The organism is Stenotrophomonas maltophilia group sp. RY12688 (assembly GCF_052149045.1).
GTDB lineage: Bacteria > Pseudomonadota > Gammaproteobacteria > Xanthomonadales > Xanthomonadaceae > Stenotrophomonas > Stenotrophomonas sepilia.
Genome location: NZ_CP197389.1, coordinates 1,294,310 through 1,311,794 on the forward strand (window position 1 = coordinate 1,294,310; position 17,485 = coordinate 1,311,794).

Annotated in this window: 17 protein-coding genes; 8 read left to right on the top strand and 9 right to left on the bottom strand. The window is 67.0% G+C overall.

From position 1 onward, the window contains the following. Positions 1–127: 127 nt before the first annotated feature. Positions 128–1,531, top strand: coding sequence for a glutamate--tRNA ligase (gene gltX, locus ACS0OT_RS05990; protein WP_005415798.1), 1,404 nt, complete (start codon positions 128–130; stop codon positions 1,529–1,531). A 34-nt stretch (positions 1,532–1,565) separates the two neighbouring features. Then, positions 1,566–2,057, top strand: a complete 492-nt coding sequence (locus tag ACS0OT_RS05995) for a Fur family transcriptional regulator (protein WP_005415799.1) — start codon at positions 1,566–1,568, stop codon at positions 2,055–2,057. Positions 2,058–2,151: 94 nt separating this feature from the next. Here the strand turns inward: ACS0OT_RS05995 and ACS0OT_RS06000 are convergent, their stop codons facing one another. The 5 genes from ACS0OT_RS06000 to ACS0OT_RS06020 all read right to left on the bottom strand — a co-directional run bounded on the left by ACS0OT_RS06000 (position 2,152) and on the right by ACS0OT_RS06020 (position 8,592). Beyond that, positions 2,152–3,306: an HlyD family secretion protein gene (locus ACS0OT_RS06000; RefSeq protein ID WP_065177465.1), complete on the bottom strand. Its 1,155-nt coding sequence runs from the start codon at positions 3,304–3,306 to the stop codon at positions 2,152–2,154. 10 nt (positions 3,307–3,316) lie between these two features. After that, complete coding sequence (locus ACS0OT_RS06005; RefSeq protein ID WP_065177464.1) at positions 3,317–4,990, bottom strand: MFS transporter; 1,674 nt, start codon at positions 4,988–4,990, stop codon at positions 3,317–3,319. Then, positions 4,990–5,556: a TetR/AcrR family transcriptional regulator gene (locus ACS0OT_RS06010; RefSeq protein WP_005415802.1), complete on the bottom strand. Its 567-nt coding sequence runs from the start codon at positions 5,554–5,556 to the stop codon at positions 4,990–4,992. The genes ACS0OT_RS06005 and ACS0OT_RS06010 overlap by 1 nt, the downstream gene beginning before the upstream one ends. A gap of 221 nt (positions 5,557–5,777) precedes the next feature. Then, positions 5,778–6,215 (bottom strand): hypothetical protein, encoded by a 438-nt coding sequence (locus ACS0OT_RS06015; protein ID WP_139726917.1) that lies wholly within the window; start codon positions 6,213–6,215, stop codon positions 5,778–5,780. Between the two features lie 169 nt (positions 6,216–6,384). Beyond that, positions 6,385–8,592 carry a TonB-dependent receptor gene (locus ACS0OT_RS06020; protein WP_442256086.1) on the bottom strand — a complete coding sequence of 736 codons (2,208 nt, stop codon included), beginning with the start codon at positions 8,590–8,592 and terminating at the stop codon, positions 6,385–6,387. A gap of 135 nt (positions 8,593–8,727) precedes the next feature. Here ACS0OT_RS06020 and ACS0OT_RS06025 point away from each other — a divergent pair, with 135 nt between their 5' ends. Further along, positions 8,728–9,141 (top strand): MerC domain-containing protein, encoded by a 414-nt coding sequence (locus ACS0OT_RS06025; RefSeq protein ID WP_005415804.1) that lies wholly within the window; start codon positions 8,728–8,730, stop codon positions 9,139–9,141. 110 nt (positions 9,142–9,251) lie between these two features. Beyond that, on the top strand, positions 9,252–9,431 hold the full coding sequence (locus ACS0OT_RS06030) for a 30S ribosomal protein THX (RefSeq protein ID WP_004150462.1): 180 nt from the start codon (positions 9,252–9,254) through the stop codon (positions 9,429–9,431). Positions 9,432–9,563: 132 nt separating this feature from the next. Here ACS0OT_RS06030 and ACS0OT_RS06035 read toward each other — a convergent pair whose 3' ends face one another. From ACS0OT_RS06035 to ACS0OT_RS06045, 3 genes are all read right to left on the bottom strand, one after another. After that, the gene (locus tag ACS0OT_RS06035; protein WP_065197076.1) at positions 9,564–10,814 is read right to left on the bottom strand and encodes an alkaline phosphatase family protein; all 1,251 of its coding nucleotides are present in this window, start codon (positions 10,812–10,814) and stop codon (positions 9,564–9,566) included. Positions 10,815–11,224: 410 nt separating this feature from the next. After that, positions 11,225–11,716: a methylated-DNA--[protein]-cysteine S-methyltransferase gene (locus tag ACS0OT_RS06040; RefSeq protein WP_005415806.1), complete on the bottom strand. Its 492-nt coding sequence runs from the start codon at positions 11,714–11,716 to the stop codon at positions 11,225–11,227. After that, entirely contained in the window at positions 11,713–13,191 is a 1,479-nt protein-coding gene (locus ACS0OT_RS06045) for a DNA-3-methyladenine glycosylase 2 family protein (RefSeq protein ID WP_262090876.1), read from the bottom strand. The genes ACS0OT_RS06040 and ACS0OT_RS06045 overlap by 4 nt, the downstream gene beginning before the upstream one ends. Before the next feature lie 426 nt (positions 13,192–13,617). On the opposite strand from ACS0OT_RS06045, the gene ACS0OT_RS06050 reads away from it, so the two are divergent. From ACS0OT_RS06050 to ubiM, 4 genes are all read left to right on the top strand, one after another. Continuing rightward, complete coding sequence (locus ACS0OT_RS06050) at positions 13,618–14,781, top strand: hypothetical protein (protein ID WP_262090877.1); 1,164 nt, start codon at positions 13,618–13,620, stop codon at positions 14,779–14,781. Positions 14,782–14,839: 58 nt separating this feature from the next. Beyond that, entirely contained in the window at positions 14,840–15,385 is a 546-nt protein-coding gene (locus tag ACS0OT_RS06055) for a DUF4019 domain-containing protein (protein ID WP_005415810.1), read from the top strand. 11 nt (positions 15,386–15,396) lie between these two features. Beyond that, on the top strand, positions 15,397–15,786 hold the full coding sequence (locus ACS0OT_RS06060) for an MAPEG family protein (protein WP_262090878.1): 390 nt from the start codon (positions 15,397–15,399) through the stop codon (positions 15,784–15,786). A 79-nt stretch (positions 15,787–15,865) separates the two neighbouring features. Beyond that, positions 15,866–17,044, top strand: a complete 1,179-nt coding sequence (ubiM, locus tag ACS0OT_RS06065; protein WP_065177458.1) for a 5-demethoxyubiquinol-8 5-hydroxylase UbiM — start codon at positions 15,866–15,868, stop codon at positions 17,042–17,044. A gap of 11 nt (positions 17,045–17,055) precedes the next feature. Here the strand turns inward: ubiM and ACS0OT_RS06070 are convergent, their stop codons facing one another. Then, positions 17,056–17,277: an RNA-binding S4 domain-containing protein gene (locus tag ACS0OT_RS06070; RefSeq protein ID WP_014036469.1), complete on the bottom strand. Its 222-nt coding sequence runs from the start codon at positions 17,275–17,277 to the stop codon at positions 17,056–17,058. Positions 17,278–17,485 lie beyond the last annotated feature (208 nt).

Sequence of the window (17,485 nt, forward strand, 5' to 3'; positions counted from 1 at the left end):
CTCCCCTCCGCTTCCCGGTTGCAGCACCCCAGGGCTGGGCAATCGCGACTTAATCCCCTCCGTCCCCTTTTTCCGTCGGGGGCGGTGGGCTGGTAAAATCGGGGGATTCCCGTTCCTCGAGCCGTCCATGACCTGCCGCACCCGCTTCGCCCCCAGTCCCACTGGCTACCTGCACATCGGTGGTGCCCGCACCGCGCTGTACTGCTGGCTGGAGGCCCGTCACCGCGGCGGTGAGTTCGTGCTGCGCATCGAGGACACCGACCGCGAACGCAGCACCCAGGGCGCAATCGACGCCATCCTGGAGGCGATGGAGTGGCTGGGCCTGGACTACGACGAAGGCCCGATCTACCAGACCGACCGCGTCGCCCGTTACCAGGAAGTGGCCGAGCAGCTGATCGCCGAGGGCAAGGCGTACTACGCCTACGAGACCCGCGAGGAGCTGGATGCCATGCGCGAGGCCGCCATGGCCAGGCAGGAAAAGCCGCGCTACAACGGCGCTGCGCGCGATCTGGGCCTGCCCTACCGGGACGACCCGAACCGCGTCATCCGCTTCAAGAACCCGCTGGAAGGCACGGTGGTGTTCGATGACCTGATCAAGGGCCGCATCGAGATCGCCAACAGCGAGCTGGATGACATGGTCATCTTCCGCCCGGACGGCTACCCCACCTACAACTTCGCGGTGGTGGTGGACGACTGGGACATGGGCATCACCGAGGTCATCCGCGGCGACGACCACATCAACAACACCCCGCGCCAGATCAACCTGTATGAAGGCATCGGCGCGCCGGTGCCCAGGTTCGGCCACATGCCGATGATCCTGGACGAGCAGGGCGCCAAGCTGTCCAAGCGCACCGGTGCGGCTGACGTGATGCAGTACAAGGACGCCGGCTACCTGCCCGATGCGCTGCTGAGCTACCTGGCCCGCCTGGGCTGGTCGCATGGTGACCAGGAGCTGTTCAGCCGCCAGGAACTGATCGACCTGTTCGACGTGAAGGATTGCAATTCCAAGGCCTCGCGCCTGGACATGGCCAAGCTGGGCTGGGTCAACCAGCACTTCCTGAAGACCGAGGACGTGGCCGCGATCGTGCCGCACCTGGTCTACCAGCTGCAGAAGCTGGGGCTGGACGTGGCCGCCGGCCCGGCTCCGGAGGATGTGGTGATCGCCCTGCGTGAACGCGTGCAGACCCTGAAGGAAATGGCCGAGAAGGCCGTGGTCTGGTACCAGCCGCTGACCGAGTACGATGAAGCGGCGGTGGCCAAGCACTTCAAGGCCGGTGCCGAGGTGGCGCTGGGCAAGGCCCGCGAGCTGCTGGCCGCGCTGCCGGAATGGACCGCCGAGTCGGTGGGCGTCGCCCTGCATGACGCGGCCGCAGCGCTGGAGATCGGCATGGGCAAGGTCGCCCAGCCGCTGCGCGTGGCCATCACCGGCACCCAGGTCAGCCCTGACATTTCCCATACCGTGTACCTGGCCGGCCGCGAGCAGGCCTTGAAACGCATTGATGTGGCCATCACCAAGGTAGCAACGGCCTGAGGCATCCTTGCCAGGCCCGAACCGGAGAACACGCATGCCCGCCAAGACCGCCACTGCCTGTACCGCCCCGCACCACCACGTCCACGACGCATCGGATTTCGTGGCGGTGGTCGAGCGTGTCTCGCGCGAACGCGGGCTGCGCCTGACCCCGATCCGCGCCAACGTGCTGAAGCTGATCGCCGAGGCCGGCAAGCCGGTCAAGGCCTACGAGCTGCTGGAATGGGTGCGCAACGGCAAGGGCGTGGGCGCTGATGCCCCGCCCACCGTGTACCGCGCGCTGGACTTCCTGATGGCCAATGGCTTCGTGCACAAGCTGGAGTCGGTGAATGCCTTCGTGGCCTGCCATCATCCAAGCAGCGCTGCGCATTCGGTGCCGTTCCTGATCTGCAACAGCTGCCACAGCGCAGTGGAGCTGGAAGACCGCGAGATCGTCAGCCAGCTGGAGAAGCGGGCCAAGGAACTGGGCTTCCAGCCGCAGGCACAGACCCTGGAAGTGCACGGTCTCTGCGCGCGCTGCGCGGGGTAACGCAATGGTAGTGCCGGCCGCTGGCCGGCATCCTGAGTGGGGTCAGATCCCTTTGCCATTGGCAAAGGCATCTGACCCCGTTTCATGACAAGGGCTAGTCCTTCGGCTTGCCTGCGGTATCCACCCGCACGATCACCGACATGCCGGGCCGCAGCTGCGCGGCCAGCTTCTGGCCTTCATCGATCGATATCCGCACCGGCAGCCGCTGCACCACCTTGGTGAAGTTGCCGCTGGCATTGTCCGGACGCAACACGCTGAACTCCGATCCGGTGGCGGGCGCGATCTCCTGCACGCGGCCGCGCAGCACCTGGCCCTGGAACGCGTCCACCGAGAACGTGGCCGGCTGGCCGATCGCCATTCCCCAGGTCTGGCCTTCCTTGTAGTTGGCCACCACCCACAGTGTGTCAGGTACCAGGAACAGCAGCTGCGAACCGGCGGCGACATACTGGCCCACGCGCACGCTGGCTTCACTGATCTGGCCGTCGCGCGGTGCGTGGATCACCGTATTGGCCAGGTCGATGCGGGCCAGTTCCAGCTGCGCCTGTGCGCTTTCCACCTGGGCCTCCAGGCTCTTGCGCGCGACCTGGGTCGACACCAGTGTTTCCTCGGCGATTCGGATCTGCGCCTGCGACTGCTGCACGCTGGCCTGCGCCGAGGCTTGGCTGGTGCGGAACTTGTCGCGGTCATTGATCGACACCAACTGCTGCGCGGCCAGTTCCTCGTAGCGCTTCAGCTCGTTGCGCGCGCGCTGCAGTTCGGCCTGGCCAGCCGAGAGCGTGGCGCGCGCCGAGGCGATCTGCGCACGGTTCTGCGCCTGCGACTGGTCGGAGTTGGCCAGCGCCGCGCGCGCACTGTCCAGCGTCGCTTGCGCCTGGGCGACGCGTTGGGCATAGATGCGGTCATCGATGCGCAGCAGCGGCTCGCCCTGCCTTACGTGCTGGAAATCCTTCACCAGCACTTCAGTCACATAGCCATTCACCTGCGGCGCCATCACCGTGATCTGTCCGCGCACATAGGCGTTGTCGGTCACCATCACGCTGCTGGTGAACGGCCACAGGTGCCAGGCGCGCAGGATCAGCGCGATGCCCAGCAGGGCGACCACCACCATCACTACCACGCTGCGCGCGCTGGGCTTGAGGTACTTCGGCGCGACCGCCGGTTCAACGGGCGTGGGCGCAGGCGCCGCGTCGGTCGGCGGCGGTGGGGTCACGTTGTCGGCGTCGTCGGATCGGGGCGGGACGGGGGGCATGGTCGAGAACTCAGCGGGGCGCGGCTGGCGTGGCCGCAGTGGAAAGGGCGGGGTGGCGCTTGCGCCATTGCTTGAGCACGGCGGTGCGCAGCGACAGCAGCAGCAACCAGCACAGGAAGCCGATCGCCAGCCAGCCGCTCAGCGTGAACACATCATTGAAGCCGCGCACGTTGGCTTCGCGGCGAGTGGTCTGCGCCAGCTGCGCGCTGCCCTGCGCGCTGCGCAGCACCGGGTCGGTGATCTGGGCGGCATACAGCTGCTGTTGGATGCGCAGGCGCTGCGCCACCACCGGATCGGCGGGATCGAGCTGGCTGGTCAACGCGCTGGAGTACAACTGCTCGCGATGCAGCTGGAAGGTCCCCAGCACCGCCGAACCTGCCAGGCCGCCCAGCGTCTGCGTGATCGACAGCGTCACCAGGAAGGTGATCATGTGGTCCACACCCTGTTTCAACGCAGCGGAAATGCCGAGCATGATCAGCGGGCCCATGAACATGCCGGCACCGACCGAGGCCAGGAACTGGCTGGCGTAGAAGTCGTGCGGCCGATCCAGGCTGGTGCGGTGCTGGTCGAAGAAGGCGGCAGCGCCCAGCAGCAGGATCGCCATCAGCAGCTGCGGGATCAGCCGTTTGGGCCCGAAAGTCAGTGCAGTGCCGGCGATACCGGTGATCACGCCGGCAAGAATCACCACGAACAGCGGCCGCAACTGATCAGGGCCCATGCCGAGCGTGCGCATCAGGTTGACCACGCCGTAGGACTGCTCGGTGGTCAGGAAGCGGATCAGGAACGCGCCGACGATGAAATGCAGTACGGGCAGGCTGGCCAGCCAGCGTGTCTGCAGCAGCGGATTGCGCCGGTAGTGTTCGATGATGAAGGCGGTGGTGGACAGCACGATCGAGGCGATCAGCGCCCAGCCCAGCCACGGCGTGTTGAGCCACCAACGGGTGTAGCCCTGCGCCAGTACGATCACCAGCAGCGCAACCGCCGGCGCCAGCAACGCGAAGGTAAGGAAATCCAGCGGCTCGAAGGCCTTCACCTGGATGCCGGGCGGCAGCTTCAACACCACTACGGCGGCGAATGCGCACAACGCAAGGCCGGCCTCGAACGAATACAGCTGGTGCCACTGGCCGGTATCCACCAAGCCTGGTGAAACGATCCAGGCGATCGGCACCGCCAGCTGCGAAAGGCCGACGCCGACCACCAGCAGGTTGCCGGTAAAGCGGCGGGGCAGGGCCTGCAGCATGTACAGCGTGCCCAAGGTCGAACAGGCCGCGCCGGCGAAGCCGCTGGCGGCACGGGTCAGCATCGTGGTCTCGAAGCTGCCGACGAACAGGTGCAGCACCGCCAGCGCCGCGTACAGGCCCAGCCCGATTTCGGCGAACAGGCGGATGCCGTACTGCTGGCGGAATTTGAAGGCCAGCAGGTTGGCGGTGACATTGACCATTGCATAGGCCGCCACCAGCCAGCTGCCCTGGGTCGGGGTCAGCGCCAGCTGGCCCTGCAGGAACGGCAGGTTGGCAGTGACCAGCGCATTGCCCAGCCCGCCGGTGATCGCCACCAGCAGCGATACCAGCGCATAAGCCACACGCCGGTACGGTGGGTGCCAGGGCATCGACGCCGAGCCGGGCATGGTCGGCTTCTCGTGCTCCTCCCAATCCGGAACCGGCTTCAGATACGGCTGGACCATCAGCGGGCCTCGCTGGTTGCTCCCTGAAGACCCCCGCGCAGCAGCTGCAGGGCACGCCCGGCCAGGTGGGCGCGCTCGTCGCGGGTCTTGCCGCGCAGGGCTGCGCCCAGCATGCCCGAGATCAGTGAAATATCCGTCTTCTCCAGATCGGCACGGCACAGCCCGGCGGCCTTGGCGCGGGCGATCGGCTCCTCCAGCAGGTCGCGCACGGTCTCGCGCGCCGCGCGCATGGCCGGCACGTCCGAATCGACCGCACGCCAGTAATCGGCCAGCGCCGGCGAATCGATGATGCGCTGGGCCATGCCCTCGAACACCTCGAACAGGGCGTCGTCGCGGTCGCCGAGCTGTTCGACCTGGCGCCGGATGCGGTCGACCGTACGCTGCAGCAGCGCCTGGATCAGCGCGGTGCGGTCGGGGAAGTTGCGGTACAGGGTGGCGCGGCCCACCTGGGCGCGTTCGACCACCAGATCCAGCGGGGCGGTGACGCCATGTTGGCCGAAGACATGATCGGCGGCGTCGAGGATGAGGGCACGGCGGGCAGCAGCATCGGCACGTTGGGCGGTCATGGAGTTATTTTCGGACAAAAGTGTCCGTTTGGCGAGACATTGAGTGACGGGATTGTCCGCTTGTTGTGGTACGCACATCTTTGTGACGGATGCGTGATGGTGAGAATCTGAACGAAAACGGGGCCCGAAGGCCCACCGCTGGAGTTGCTGTAGATCCACGCCATGCGTGGATGAAAAGGCTTGGAGCCGGAACGGATGCGGCTAGCCGGTGGCTGATCCGCTCATCTGGCCTTCTTCCTGCTCTTGATGAAATCAATGAACCCCTTCTCATGGCCCTCAAAGGCACGTCTGCCGTACTTGCGGTGCTGCGGTTCGAACAGCGCGTAGGCTGCATCAAGGTTTCCCGATTCGAACTCAATCGTTGCAAGGAGCTCGTCCATGTACTCGCTTGAGGCTTCTCCTTGTCCATAAATGTCTCTGGCGACCATCGCCCACGCTCTGGCCTTCTCAAACTGGGCGGTATCGCGATAGAAAACTGCTATTCCATACGATGAACTCTGGGCGTGGTCATAGGATGACTTGGGCTCTGGAATCATGTCCCAGCTTTCAAGGAAGCGATGCTCTGCCTCCGCGATGTCACCGGCCAGCCAAGCGGTTCTCCCGCATTTGGCGATTGCAAGGATGCGTTCTTTCAGTTCGGCATCGAGACTCATGGTCATGCAAGTGTTTCCGCTCAGTTTTTCTATTGGATTGATACCGGGCTGAGTCTAGCCGCGTAGTAGATGGTGACGCATTGGTAGTGCGCCGCTTTCACCAGTTCATGCCATATACGACAAAAAGAGGGGGCCTTTCGGCCCCCTCGGGTAATGTTCCGACGGCGTAAGCCGATCAGAAGAACGCGCGGATGCCGAACGCGACACCACGGCCCGGCAGCGGCGAGTAGTCGCGCAGCAGCGAGGTATGCGGACGCACTTCGCGGTTGGTCAGGTTGCTGCCATCCAGGAACACCTCGTAGCTGTTGCTGGCGTTGCGGTCCCAACGATAGGCCAGGTGCGCGTCGACCAGGGTGTAGCCGTTGCTCGGCTCCTCGTTCTGCGCGACGTCCTTCTGGCGGCTGTAACGCACCGCACCGACCGAGGCGCGCCAGCCGTCCTTCGACCAGCGCAGGTCGGCACCGACGCGGGCCGGGGCGATGCGCGGCAGGTAGCCGGTGTTGGCAAGTTCCACGCTGTAGTTGTGGTTGTGGTCGCCATGCGGAACGGCAATGTCGAGGTTGCGGCTGCCGCTGCCATCCAGCTTGGCCTTCACGTAGTCACCGAACAGGCGCAGATCCCAGTCACCGGCGCCACCCTCGAACAGGTGCACCAGCGCTTCGGCTTCGGCGCCGCGGAACACCGCGTCCTGCTGGGTCCAGGCGCGGACCGGGAGGCCTTCGGTAACGCCGGTGTCGGCCAGGTAGATGAAGTCCTTGAACCTGGTCTGGTAGACCGACGCGGAGAAGTCCAGGCGCTCGCTGTGGGTGTGGATGCCCAGTTCCACGCGCTGGCCGCGCTCGGTCTTCAGGTTGGCGTCGCCGATTTCCAGCGAGCGGGTGGCGATGTGTGCGCCGGCGGCATACAGCTCTTCGTTGGTCGGTGCACGCTCGGAGCTGTCCACGCCGATGCGCAGGTCGACGGCGTCGTTGAGCTTCCAGATACCGGCGGCAGACAGGTTGGTGGCACCGAACGTACGGCGGCGATAGTCACCGGTCGGGTCCAGCTTGACCTGGTCGTGGCGGCCGCCCAGTTCCAGCTTGAACGGGCCGAACTGCTTTTCCTGCAGTACAAACAGGCCGATGTTCTTCGTACCGGTATCCGGTACGAACGCTTCTTCACCCTTGGCGCCGAAATCACTGTTGCCGAACTGCAGGCCGAAGGCGCCGTCCCAGCCACCGATCTGCTGCTGCACCGCTTCCAGGCGCGCTTCGATGCCACGGTTGGTGAAGCGGGTGGAGGGCGTGCCGGCCTCCAGCTCCACGTGCTCGTAGTCGGTGTAGGCCACGCGAGCGTTGATGTTCTTCAGGAACGAGACCGGGTTGTAGATGCCGGCCTTGGTCTCGAAGCGGTTCTGCACCATGTCGATGCGCACGTCATGCTCGTCGCCGCCTTCCTCTTCATCGCCGTGGTCGTGACCGTGGCCATGGCCGTGATCGTCGCCGTCGGCGTGCACGTGTGCGCCGTTGGGAATGCCGTAGTTGGTGCGGTAGGTGCTGGCCGACACGCCGAAGTAGCCGCCTTCGCCCAGCCAGGTGGCGCCGACGCCGCCGGCGCGGGTGCGGATGGAGCTGTTGTCGAGGCGGCCGCGACGCGGCTCTTCGCCTTCCTCGCCCGCGTGATCGTGGTCGTGGTCGTCGTGGTGGTCTTCCAGGCTGTCGATCACCGCATAGCCGGGAATGCGGTAGTCGTCGCCATTGCGCACCAGGCCGTCCACATGAAGCACGACATTGCCGCTGACGCCATCGAGGCGGAACATGCCGCTGCGCTCGTTGTTCATCGAATTGCCACGCAGCTCGGCGCGGCCGCTGAGCGGGCGCTCGGGCAGCTCCCGCGCGATGCGGCCGTCGACCACATTGACTGCACCACCGATGGCACCGCTGCCGAACAGCAGCGTGGCCGGCCCCTTCAGCACTTCGATCTGGTCAGCCAGGAACGGCTCGATGCTGGTGGCATGGTCCGCACTGACGGTGGATGCATCCATGTTGCCCATGCCGTTGGACAGCACCGCAACGCGTGGGCCTTCCTGGCCACGGATGATCGGGCGCCCGACACCGGGCCCGAAGAAGGTGCTCTGCACGCCGGGCAGCTTGGCCACGGTATCGCCGAGGGTGCCGGCCTTCTGTTCGTCCAGGCGCTCACCGGCCAGCACCTCCACCGGGCGCGCAAGGGATTCGGCATCGCCCTGCAGCGGCGACGCGGTGACCTGCACCGAGGACAGCTCGGTCAGGTGGCGGTCACGATGGGCGGTGTCCTGACCGGCTGCGAAGGCGACGGACGGCAGCAGGGCGGCGAGGGCCAGGGCCAGGGAATGCGGCTTGAGCCGTGCGGTGTGGGCGGGCATGGATGGGTCCTTTGTTACACTGTATCAATCGCGGGGCGCACGAATCCCGTCGATGGGACAGGGGGAGGGAAAGCGTGCGGGTCGGGAAGGGATGTTATATTATTCCATAACGATTCGCCGACCCTGCTGGAAGTCATGTCCTTGTCCTCACGCCTGCGCCACCTGCTCGACCGTTTCGGTGCCACCGGTTCGATGCTTTGCGCGGTGCATTGCGCAGTCATCCCGGTGCTGCTGGCGGCAGCGCCCTCGCTGGGCCTGTCGTTCTGGCTGAGCGACGGCGTTGAACAGGCGCTGGTGCTGTTCGTGACCCTGCTTGGGCTGTTCAGCCTGGTCTGGGGTTACCGCCGCCATGGCGCGCTGCGTGCGCTGGGCTTCCTGATCCCCGGCCTGGTCGCGCTGTGGGCTGGCGTGCTGTACGAGCCGCTGCATCACAACGCCGTGCCGCATGCGGTGGTGATGACCATCGGTGGCCTGCTGGTGGGCGTTGCCCATCTGGTCAACCTGCGCCTGAACCACGGCCACGTACACGACGCCAGCTGCGCGCACTAGGCGCTCCATGATAGGATTTTCGATCGTGCGCGGGGGCGCCCAGCAAGGCGGCCCCGCCGAACCCGTGTCAGTACGGGGTAACCAGATTTCACACTTGAGGAGTTGAAGACATGGGTAAGGGTGACCGCAAGACCGCCAAGGGCAAGCGCTACAACGCCAGCTACGGCAACGCCCGTTCGCATACCGCGAGCAAGGTCGCCGTAGGCGCCGCCGCCCCGGTTGCCAAGAAGACCGTGGCCAAGGCTCCGGCGAAGAAGGCCGTGGCGAAGAAGGCCGTCGCCAAGGCCTGATCCGGCCGCGCGACTGGTCCAAGGAAAAACGCGGCGCCTGGCGCCGCGTTTTTTTATGCATGATTTTGCAGAGCCGAGCCCATGCCCGGCTGGCGCAATGCAGCCGAGCGTGGGCTCGGCTCTACAACCGGATCAGCGCAGGGTCTTCTTCAGCGTTTCCGGGTTGCCGTCGTTCGGCGCGGCTGGTACCTGCAGAAGGTGTGCCAGCAGTGGATAGACATCGACATTGTCGAAGCCATCGATCACCAGGCCCTGGCGGAACGACGGGCCACTGGCCACGAACACCGCGCGCATGGACGGCAGCGCGTTGTCGTAGCCGTGCGAGCCGCGGTCCTGCTGTTCGCGCTTGGCGATCTTTTCCTGATGCAGGGCATCCCAGCCTTCATCCATCATGCAGACAATGGCGGGAATGCGCGGATGGGTGCCGTAGTGCAGGCGCGCCGGCAGTTTTTCTTTCTTCCAGCATTCGTAGTGCGCGTGGCGGCCGAGCAGAGCGCGTTCGGCGGCGGCTTCATGGCCGACCACCGGTGCGAAGCCGACCGACTGGCCCTGGCTGACATTGCGCGCAATCGCCGGGTCGACCATCGATTCGGTGGCGATCACCTGGCCAGCGGGGACACTGGCCATGCCATGGTCGGAGACCACGATCACATTGGTTGTTGCGGCCAGCCCACGTTGCTGGAGTCCGTCGAGCACCTGGCCGACGATCTGGTCGGCGCGCACGATGGCGTCGGCGTACTGCTTCGACTCGGGGCCGTAGTTGTGACCTGCCTTGTCCACGTGTTCCATGTACAGCGTGGTCAGGCGGGGGGCATCGGCGTCGGTCTGTGACAGCCAATCGAGCACGATGCCGGCGCGCTGTTCCAGCGGCTCCTTGCCGTCGTAGATGCGCCACTGGCTGGGGCGTACGCCACGGATCTCCGATTCACTGCCCGGCCATGACGTGGTGGCCGAACGCACGCCAGCATTCTCGGCGCCGACCCAGATCGGTTCTCCGCCCCACCAGCCACTGGTGGTAACCGCTTCGCGATTGCTCAGCTCGAACCGGCCCAGTGCTTCATCGTCCATGCTGTTGTTGACGATGCCGTGGTGGTCCGGGCGCAGGCCGGTAACGAGGGTGTAGTGATTCGGGAAGGTCAGCGACGGATAGGACGGGGTCATCCAGCGTGCGCGCACGCCGCCATCGATCAGGCGTTGCAGGTTCGGGGTCAGGCTGCGGTCCAGCGCATCGGCGCGCAGGCCGTCGATGGAGATCAGCAGCAGCTTCGGCGGTGCCGCCGCAGCGATGGAAGTGGGAACGGAGGCGGAGGGGGGGGGCGCGGTGGTGCAGGCAGCCAGGGGCAGCAGCAGCGCCAGCGCACAGGTCAGGCGTACGGAAGTCATCCGCGCATGATAAGCCGGCGCAATGACGCGCCCAAGACACGGCGCGCTATCGCGCGCGGTGTCCGCGCATTTTTTCCTTATCCCCGCGCCTGTCGGCGCGCGTCCTTCAACAAGAAGGGGGCTTTTCTCCAGACAGATTCCAGATACCTCCATCCACGCATGGCGTGGATCTATCGTGTCGACCAAGGTCGACACCTGCCAGCCGCCGCGGGAATCTTTCGAAGGTGGGGCGGTGTGGGTGGGCAGGACCGTTGGCGCCATGGATGGCGCCATCGAGCCCCCATGGATGGGTTTACGGCGTGTCCTGCCCACCCATACCGCCCCACCCAACGCGTAGAAAATCGGAGCTGTATTGGCTCTTGACCTTGCCGTTGCCTCTGCGGGTGCCGGGCGCAGCCCGGCCGGCCCTCTCAGGCGAACAGCGGGGCCTGGCGCTGTTCCAGCCGCAGCAGCGCGGCCTTGGTTTCCAGGCCGCCACCGAAGCCGGTCAGTGCACCGTTGCTGCCGATCACGCGGTGGCAGGGCAGGATGATCGGCAATGGATTGCGGCCATTGGCCGCGCCCACCGCGCGGGTCGCGCTGGGTTGGCCCAGGTGCTGCGCCAACTGCAGATAGCTCCAGGTCTGGCCGAACGGAATCAACGCCAGCGCCTGCCACACGCGCAGCTGGAACGGCGTGCCGCGTGGTGCCAGCTGCAGGTCGAACCGGCTGCGTTCACCGTGCAGGAACTGCAGCAGCTGTTCGCGTGCCTCCGGCAGTGCATCCGGTGCGTAATGCCAGCCGTCGCGCCCGCGTGCGGGGTGACGGTTCTCCGGAAACAGCACGTGCGCAAGACCACGCTCGTCACCGGCGATGGTCAATACGCCGATCGGGCTGTCGAAACGATCGAACAACAGGGTCATGTCGGTTCTCCAACGAACGTGCCGGACAGGTGCCACAGGTGCAGCACCGCGTAGGCGCGCCACGGGCGCCAGGGTTGCGAGCGCGCTTCGGTCGCGCGTTCGTTCAGGCGCTGGCCCTGCGCGTGGCCGAGCACCTGCTGCAGTACAAGATCGCCGGCCGGGAAGGCATCGGGCTGGCCGAGGCCACGCAGGGCGATGTACTGCGCGGTCCAGGGGCCGATGCCGGGCAGTGCAACGCAGCGCGCAACGAATTCCTCCAAGGCCTGGCCGGGCCCGAAGTCGAGCCGGCCGCTGGCGCAGGCGGCGGCCAGGGCGCGCACGGTGGCGGCGCGGCTGCGCGGCAGGCCGATTGACTCCAATGGTGCCTCGGCCAGTACCTCGGGCGCTGGAAACTGGCGATCGAAGTCGGATGGCATGCCCGGCAGGTGCGCGCCATAGGCGTCGACCAGGCGCCGCGCGAAGGTGGTGGCCGCGGCCACGCTGACCTGCTGCCCGAGCACCGCGCGTACGCCCACCTCGAAGCCATCCCAGCCGCCGGGCACGCGCAGCCCGGGGCGCTCGGCGATCCCGCGCGCCAGCAGAGGTTCCTCGCCGAGCGCGGCATGCACCTGCTGCAGGTCGGCATCCAGATCGAACACGCGACGCACGCGGCGCACGATGTCAGGGATCAAGCGCGGATCCACCGCGCCCAATTGCAGGCGAAGTTCCGGGCGCTTCGAATCGGCGGTGACGCGCAGCAGGGTGGGGCGCTCCGGCGCGCCCAATACGCGCTGGTAGCTGTCTTCACCGATCAGTTCGATGCCGGGCAGGCTGCGTTTGCGCAGGAAGGCCAGCATGCGTGGGAAGTCCAGTGGTGGACGGTAGCCCAGGCGCAGCACCAGGCCGCCATCATCTGCAGCCAACGGTTGATGCTGGCGACGCAGGGCGGTCGGCGCCATCCCACAGCCCTGCAGGAACGCGGTACTGAAGCGGCGCAGGCTGTTGTAGCCGGCAGCCAGCGCGACGTCGGTCACCGCCAGCGTGGTTTCGGTCAGCAACTGTTTGGCCAGCAACAGGCGATGGGTTGCGTGGATCTGCCCGGGCGTTGCGCCGAGATGTTCGACGAACAGGCGCTGCAGTTGGCGCGCGCTGAGGCCGAGCTTCGTTGCAAGATCGGCCACCGGCTGCTCCTGCAGGAAGCCGCCGTGGATCAGCGCCAGTGCGCGCTGCACGGTCTGTCCGGCCAGGGCCTGCTGGGCCTGCGGTGCCAATTCCGGGCGGCAGCGCAGGCAGGGGCGGTACCCGGCGGCCGCGGCGGCCGCGGCGGTGGGGAAGTAGGTGATGTTGCGCGGCTTCGGCGGCGGTGCCGGGCACACCGGGCGGCAGTAGATGCCGGTGCTGCGCACGGCGGTGAAGAACACGCCGTCGAAGCGTGCGTCGCGGGCCAGGCGGGCGCGGTCGCAGGCGGCGGTGTCGAGGGCGAGGGCGGTGTCCATGGCGCCAGTCTAGGCCCGCGCGGGCGGCGATACTCGCCACATTCGGACATGGATGCTGAAAGGGGGGCAGGCTGGGCTGCGCCCGGCACCCGCGGTAGTGCCGGCCGCTGGCCGGCAACGGCAACGGCAACGGCAGAAGCTGGTTTTCTGTGGGGAGGCGGGGTGGGCCCGGTTGCGGGAGACGCCGTAAACCCGTCCTTGGGGGCTTGGCCGCGGCATCCATGCCGCGGACACTCCCGCAACCGGACCCACCCCGCCTTCGACAGGTTCCTGCGATCTGTCGGAAGGGCATCCCGCTCTGGTAGGTGTCGACCTTGGTCGACACGCTTTTTCCCCAAGGGTCAGAAGGGGTTCATCACCACGCACTGAATGCGCGGCCTGGACGGGTAGACTGTGGCTCTTGCTCACGTGAAGACCGGTTGCCCGATGTCCGCCAAACTCCGCTGGTTGCCCCTGTTGTGCCTGGCCCTGGCGGGCTGCAGCCAGCTGGAGAATCCGGGCAATGTGACTGCCGCCGACAAGGCCGCGCGGGCGCCGTCCAGCGATGGCGAGAACATGGTGTCGATCAATGCGGCTGACGCACCGCCGCCGCCGGCACCGCCGCGCAGCCGGCAGGACCGGCCGTGGCCGCAGGCGCAGCTGGAGAATGGACGCGCCTGGATCAGTTGCAGCACCGAGTACGCCGGCGAAGCTGGCGACGGTGTCGAGCTGGAAGGCCTGCAGCGCGAGCAGATCACCCAGGCCCTGGCCCCGTGCGCCGAGCGTGGCCTGATGCGCGTGCGCTACGCCGGCAAGATCAATCCGGGCTTCGCCGAGATGATGTGGCGTCTGGCGGTGGTGGCCGACCAGCAGAAGATCCACAAGCGCATCCTTGACCTGGATTCCAGTGGCGGGCAGGTGGAGTCGGCGATCGTCGCCGGTGACAGCATCGGTGAATCGGGCTGGACCATCTGGGTGCGCGAAGGCTCGATCTGCCACAGCGCCTGCGTGTTCGTGCTGGCCGCCGGCGACAACCGCCTGCTGTCGGGCAAGGTCGGCATCCACCGCATGATGCGCATCAGCTCCAAGGCCACCTCGCGCGCCGAGCTCAACCGCGAGCTGCACGAGGTCTACGACAACGTGAAGGACTACCTGCAGCGCAACGGCGTGGCGGTCGGTGTGGCCGATCTGATGATGACCGTGCCCAACCGCAGCCTGCGCCTGCTGACCCCGGACGAACTGCGCCAGTACGGCCTGGATGGCACCAATGCGGTGCAGGACGATCTGGAACGGATCAAGCAGATGCGTGCCTGCGGCGACGATTTCGTGCAGCGCAAGGACGCCTTCCTGGTCGCCTTCGACCAGCAGTGCAAGCGCGAAGGCGCCGACATGGAGTCGATCAACAGTTGTGGCCAGGCGTTGAAGCAGCGCTTCGGCTTCCCGGACGCGGTCTGTCCCGACGAAAGCCCGCTGTCGGAGATCGATGTGGCGACGCTGCCACCAGCGCCGCCGGAGCCCCCGCCGGTGGCCGAACAGGCGCCAGGGAACGCCGCCGCGCCCGCCGCGCAGGCTGATGCGGCAGCGGTGGAGGGCGACGCCCCGGCACGCTGACAGCATAGTCACCGCGCTGGCGTAGACTGCGGTTCTCTCCAGAAAACCGGCGGTGTCCATGAAGCGCGTGCTCCTGCTGCTGTCCCTGCTGCCCCTGACTGCGTTGGCGCAGGCACCTGCGCCGGCCACGCCTGCACCAGCTCCGGCACGCCCGGCCCCCGCATCGCCGGCGGCTGCGAAGCCCGCCACTGCCGGTGCCCCGGCGTTGACCGCTGCGCAGCAGGCCCAGGTGCAGAAGCAGGACGCGGAAATGGGCGCGGCTGCGTTGAAGGCGGCGCAGCTGGTCGATGCCAACCGCGCCGGCGAATTGTGGGATGGCGCTTCGGCCGTCGCGCGCCGTGCGGTGCCGAAAGCCACCTTCGTCAGCCAGTTGGCCGCCGAGCGCACGCGCCTGGGTGCGCTGGCCGGGCGTGGCCAGCCGACCATCACCCGGGTCAAGTACAGCCCCGGCGCCGCAGTGCCGGAAGGGCTGTACATCAACGTCAGCTTCCCGACCCGTTTCGCCAACAGCGCGCAGCCGGTGCGCGAGCTGGTCTCGTTCCGCTTCGACGAAGACCAGGTCTGGCGCCTGGCCGGTTACAGCCTGCGCGCGTCGGCACCCTGAGGAGATGAACGATGGCAACTGAGCTGACAATGCTGGCCTGGTCGGTGCTGCTGGGCTTTGTCTACATCTTCGCCACCTCCACCGTGGTCACCCGCGAGCGCGGGATGAAGTGGAATGCCTCGGCACGCGATGGCGATGCAAAGCCGCTCAGCGCGCTGGCCGGTCGCCTGCAGCGTGCGCAGGCCAACTTCCTGGAAACGTTCCCGTTCTTCGCCGCTGCCGCCATCGCGGTGGTCGTGGCCGGGCGCAGCAACGACACCACGGCGCTGGCTGCGCAGGCCTACGTCTGGGCGCGTGTGGTCTACCTGCCGCTGTATGCCGCAGGCGTGCCCTACCTGCGCAGCCTGGTCTGGCTCGTATCGCTGCTGTCGATCCTGGCGCTGGTGTTCGCACTGCTGTAGCCGGGCCTGATCCAGATCAAGGCCAGTCATGCGCGCGGCGCTATGCTGGCCCGGACTGAATCAACGGCAGGAGGCGCGCATGCGCAGGATGGACGTGGTGGTGGTCGGCGCTGGACCGGCGGGCCTGTGCTTCGCGCGTGCGCTGGCCGGCAGTGGCCTGCAGGTCGGGCTGGTCGAAGTGCAGCCGCGCCAGGCCCTGGCCGAAGCCGCCTTCGATGGCCGCGAGATCGCGCTGACCCATGCCTCGCGGCAGAGCATGGAGCAACTGGGGCTGTGGCAGCGCCTGCCGCAGGCCGAAGTCGCCGAGCTGCGCGATGCCAGGGTGATGAACGGCGGCTCGCCGTTCGCGTTGACCTTCGCCAGCAGCCAGGTTGATGGCCAGCCGCTGGGCTGGCTGGTGCCCAACCACCTGATCCGCCGCGCCGCCTGGGATGCCGTGCAGGGCCAGGATGCGCTGGAGCTGTTCGATGGGCGCAAGGTGCTGGGCGTGCAGGCCGATGCGCAGGGCCACGTGGTCAGACTCGATGACGGCAGTCAACTGCACGCGCGACTGCTGGTCGCGGCTGACAGCCGCTTCTCCGCCACCCGCCGCATGCTCGGCATCGGTGCGCAGATGCGCGACTTCGGCAAGTCGATGCTGGTATGCCGCATGCAGGTCGAGCGCGACCATCACCACACGGCCTGGGAGTGGTTCGGCTACGGCCGCACCATGGCGCTGCTGCCGCTCAACGAGGGCCAGGCATCGGCGGTGATCACGCTGCCGCCGCGGCAGATCGAAGAACTGCTGGCGATGGACGAGGTGGCCTTCGGCGATGCCATCAGTGCCTGCTTTGAGCATCGGCTGGGCCGCATGCAGCCGGTGGCCACGCCGCAGGCGTATCCGCTGGTAGGTGTGTACGCGCACCGTTTCGTCGGCGAGCGTTCCGCGCTGATCGGCGATGCCGCGGTGGGCATGCACCCGGTCACCGCGCACGGCTTCAATCTGGGACTGGCCAGCGCACAGCGGCTGGCACAGGGCATCGTCGCGCAGCAGCGGCGCGGTGCCGACATTGCCGCCGCCGGCATGCTGGCCAGCTACCAGCGCGGTCATCGGTTGGCGTCGCGGCCGCTGTACGAGGCCACCAATGCGATCGCCAGCCTGTACACCGACGATCGTCGCCCGGCACGCCTGCTGCGGGCCGCGGGCCTGCGCCTGGCGCAGGGCGTGGCGCCGTTCAGGCAGCTGATCGCCTCGCACCTGACCCAGCGCGTGGCCTGAACACCCTCGGATCAGCCAGCGGCCAGCACGCGGATCTGGCTGTCGGCGAACTCGACCACCTGGCCTGCGCGGATCTTGCAGGCCTTGCGCAGTTCGACCTCACCGTCGACCCGCACCTGGCCCTCGCTGATGACCATCTTGGCCTCGCCGCCGCTGGTGACCAGGTCGGCCAGCTTCAACAGCTGCTTGAGTTCGACGTAGTCGCCGTCGAGGTCGAATTCGAGAATCTGCATGGAGCGAGGGGTCCTGGAAAGAGGGCGCAGGCCAGCGGCCGGGCCGGAAAGAAGGGCGCGTATTGTGCGCTAGCACGGGGCATGACGGCACGCGCATGGAAAGCTGTACGCCTCGTTCAGGATCAATGCGGTATCATTCCGCTCTGAGCGAGTGAAATCTCCTCCGACCGAGCAGCGCCAGGGCACGCGATAAGAAGGGCGCCCAAAG